The following is a 3,652-nucleotide window of genomic DNA, read 5'->3' on the forward strand; positions in this document are numbered from 1 at the left end:
GTCAGGTGAAGTTCGGTCAGTCGGTCGTTCAGCAGCGCACGCCGCGGCGCGTCGTCCAGCCAGGCCAGGGCTTCGCCAGCCAGCGCTTCGGGCGTGGCCGCATCTTGCATCAACTCGGGCACGATGAACTTGCGGCAGAGGATGTTAGGCAGGCCAAACCAGCGCTGGTAGGCGCGCCGCTTCATGTACTGCCAGTTCAGCCAGTGCATGCGGTAGGTGATGACCATCGGCCGCTTGAACAGCGCTGCTTCCAGCGTGGCCGTGCCGCTGGCAATCAGCGTCACGTCGCAGGCGGCCAGCGCTTCGTGCGAGCGGCCTTCCAGCAATTCGACCTCGGCGCCACCGGCCAGCTCGTTGACCAGCGGCCAGACCAGGTCTTGCAGGCCCGGCGCCACTGGCAGCACGAAGCGCAGGCCGGGCCGCTGGCGGGCCAGCAGCGCAGCGGCCTGCAGCAACACCGGCGCGATGTAGCGGATCTCGCTGCGCCGGCTGCCGGGCAGCAGCGCCACCACCGTGTCGTCATGGGCAAGTTTCAGCGCATTGCGCGCCGCTTCGCGCGGCGGCTCCAGCGGGATCGTGTCGGCCAGCGGGTGGCCGACGAAACTGGCTTTGACGCCATGCTGCTCGAGCAAAGCGGGCTCGAACGGAAAAAGGCACAGCACGTGATCGGCCGCGGCGGCGAGCTTCTTGACCCGATCACCACGCCAGGCCCAGATCGACGGGCAGACGAAATGCACGGTGCGGATGCCGGCTTCGCGCAGCGGCGTTTCGAGGCCGAAGTTGAAATCCGGCGCATCGACGCCGATAAAAAGGTTCGGCCGCTCAGCGATCAGCCGCTTGCGCAGCGCAGTGCGGATGCCGACGAGTTCGCGGTAGTTGCGCAGCGCGTCGACATAGCCGAAGACCGACAGTTTGCTGCTCGGCCACCAGGCATCGAAGCCCTGGGCCAGCATCTTGGGGCCGCCAATGCCCGCGGCCTGCGCACCGGGCCAGCGCTCGCGCAGCCCCTGCAGCAGCAGGCCGGCCAGCAAATCGCCGGAGGCCTCGCCGGCCACCATGCCCAGGCGGGGATTCGTAACGCTCACACCGGCCCTTCAGCGAACGATGCCGCGCTTGGCGCTGGCCAGGAAAGCGAGCATCGCTTCCACGTCAGTGTCGGCATCGGGCTGACTGCCCTTCAGTGCACCGATCGCGGCGATGGCTTGTTCCAGCGTCAACGAGTCGCGGTAAATCAGCTTGTGCATCTGGCGGACCACGCCCATACGCTCGTTGCTGAAACCGCGGCGCTTCAGGCCGGTCAGGTTCACCGCACGAACGGCCAGCGGGTTGCCGTCGACCGTCATGTAGGGCGGCACGTCCTGCGCCACATGAGCCTGGAAGCCGATCATCGCGTGAGCGCCGATGTGCACGAACTGGTGCACGCCGGTCAAGCCACCGATCACCGCCCAGTCACCCACATGCACGTGGCCGGCCAGCGTGGCGTTGTTGGCCATCACGATGTGGTTGCCGACGCGGCAGTCGTGCGCGACATGCACGTAGGCCATGATCCAGTTGTCCGAGCCGATGCGGGTAACGCCCTCTTCCTTCATCGTGCCCAGGTTGAGGGTGCAGAACTCGCGGATCGTGTTGCGGTCGCCGATCACCAGCTGCGTCGGCTCACCGCCGTAGCTCATGTCCTGCGAGATCGCGCCGATCGAGGCGAACTGGAAGATGCGGTTGTCGCAGCCGATCGTCGTGCGGCCTTCGATCACCGTGTGCGGCCCCACGCTGGTGCCGGCGCTGATGCGCACGTCCGGGCCGATGACGGCGTAGGGGCCGACGGTGACCGACGCGTCCAGCTCGGCCGCAGGGTCAATGATGGCAGTGGCGTGGATCTTGGCCATGTCCTGCGTCAGGACACCTTGCGCATCGTGCACATCAGCTCGGCTTCGGCGGCCATTTCGCCGTTCACCGTGGCCTTGGCCTTGTACTTGTAGATGCCGCCGCGCACGCGGTCGATCAGCGCTTCGAGCATCAGCTGGTCGCCTGGCTCGACCGGGCGCTTGAAGCGCGCCGCGTCGATGCCTGCAAAGTAGACCACCATGTCGTCGCCCGGGTCCACGTCCATCGACGCGAACGACAGCAGCGCGGCCGACTGGGCCATCGCCTCGAGGATCAATACGCCTGGCATCACCGGGCGGTGCGGGAAGTGGCCGGTGAAAAACGGCTCGTTGATCGTGACGTTCTTCAGCGCCAGGATGCGGACGTTCTTGTCCAACTCGACCACCCGGTCCACCAGCAGCAGCGGGTAGCGGTGGGGCAGGCGTTTGAGGATCTGGTGGATGTCCATCACGGTGTTCATGGTGAGCTCTTCTTCTCAAGCGCGCGCAACCGCGTGCGCAAGGTGTGCAACTGGCGCAGTGTCGCTGCGTTCTTCTCCCAGTTGCCATTTTCATCGATTGGAAACACGCCGCTGTACTGCCCCGGCTTCAGGATGGAGCTCATCACCACGCTGGCGGCTGAAATGTGCACGTGGTCGGCGATCTGCAAATGCCCAAGAATCATCGCCGCGCCGCCGAAGGTGCAGTGCTTGCCGATGCGCGCACTGCCCGCGACGCCGACGCAACCGGCCATCGCGGTGTGCGCACCAATGTGCACGTTGTGCGCGATCTGGATCAGGTTGTCCAGCTTCACGCCGTCTTCGATCACGGTGTCGTCCAGCGCACCACGGTCGACACAGGTGTTGGCGCCGATCTCGACGTCGTCTCCGAGGCAGACGGCGCCCAGCTGCTCGATCTTTTCCCAGCGGCCTTCATTCGGAGCGAAGCCGAACCCGTCGGCACCGATCACCGCGCCGCTGTGCACGATGCCCCGCGCGCCGATGCGGCAGGCGTAGCCAAAGGTCGAGCGCGCCCGCAATTGCGTACCCGCACCCACCTCGGCGCCCTCGCCCACCACCGCATGCGCACCGATTACCACGTGCTCGGCCAGCACCGCGTGCGCCTCGATCACGGCAAACGGCCCAACGCTGGCTGAGGCGTGCACCTGCGCACCGGGCGCCACATAAGCGCTCGGGTGGACACCGAGCTCGGGCAGCGGCCGCGTGCGAGCGGCCCACCAACGTGTCAGGCGGGCAAATGCGAGATAAGGGTCTGCCACCACGATGGCCGACGCACCGCGGGCCAGCACGACCGGCGCGACATCGTCACGCACGATCACCGCGCCGGCGGCTGTGGTGTCCAGCAGCGGCTTCAGACGCGCCTGCGCCAGAAAACTGATGGTGGTGGGGGTGGCGGCCTCCAACGGGCCGATGCGTTCGACGAGGCGCTCGCCGTCGCCACGCAACTCGCCGCCTAGCGCGGCGGCGATATCGGCCAGGCGGACAGCAAGGGTCTCGCCCGGCCGCGAAGGCATGGTCAGTCCGCCATTCACTTGCCGGCGTTCAGCGCGTCCACCACCTTCTTGGTGATGTCGATGCGCGGGCCGGCGAAGATGACTTCCTGCAGGATCAGGTCGTACTTTTCCTGCTCGAAGATCTGCTTGATGACCTTGTTGGCGCGTTCGACGACGGCCGACAGTTCTTCGTTCTTGCGCTGGTTCAGGTCTTCCAGCAACTCGCGGCGCTTGCGTTGGAAGTCGCGGTCCTGGTCGGCCAGGTCACGCTGGCGACGGG

At 66.5% G+C, this 3,652-nt stretch carries 5 protein-coding genes; all 5 read right to left on the minus strand.

The features are described 5' to 3' along the window. Nucleotides 1-1,058, minus strand: a 1,058-nt coding sequence (lpxB, locus tag AC1DYI_RS29500; protein WP_477207683.1) for a lipid-A-disaccharide synthase, incomplete at its 3' end; no start/stop codon positions are given. Between the two features lie 36 nt (nucleotides 1,059-1,094). Next, the gene (gene lpxA, locus AC1DYI_RS29505; protein WP_477207684.1) at nucleotides 1,095-1,883 is read right to left on the minus strand and encodes an acyl-ACP--UDP-N-acetylglucosamine O-acyltransferase; all 789 of its coding nucleotides are present in this window, start codon (nucleotides 1,881-1,883) and stop codon (nucleotides 1,095-1,097) included. Nucleotides 1,884-1,891: 8 nt separating this feature from the next. Then, on the minus strand, nucleotides 1,892-2,332 hold the full coding sequence (fabZ, locus tag AC1DYI_RS29510; protein WP_329725006.1) for a 3-hydroxyacyl-ACP dehydratase FabZ: 441 nt from the start codon (nucleotides 2,330-2,332) through the stop codon (nucleotides 1,892-1,894). A gap of 5 nt (nucleotides 2,333-2,337) precedes the next feature. Continuing rightward, the gene (lpxD, locus tag AC1DYI_RS29515) at nucleotides 2,338-3,393 is read right to left on the minus strand and encodes a UDP-3-O-(3-hydroxymyristoyl)glucosamine N-acyltransferase (protein ID WP_477207681.1); all 1,056 of its coding nucleotides are present in this window, start codon (nucleotides 3,391-3,393) and stop codon (nucleotides 2,338-2,340) included. A 14-nt stretch (nucleotides 3,394-3,407) separates the two neighbouring features. Continuing rightward, nucleotides 3,408-3,652, minus strand: a 245-nt coding sequence (locus tag AC1DYI_RS29520) for an OmpH/Skp family outer membrane protein (RefSeq protein ID WP_477207682.1), incomplete at its 5' end; no start/stop codon positions are given.

The organism is Ideonella sp. P3_A4 (assembly GCF_056403075.1).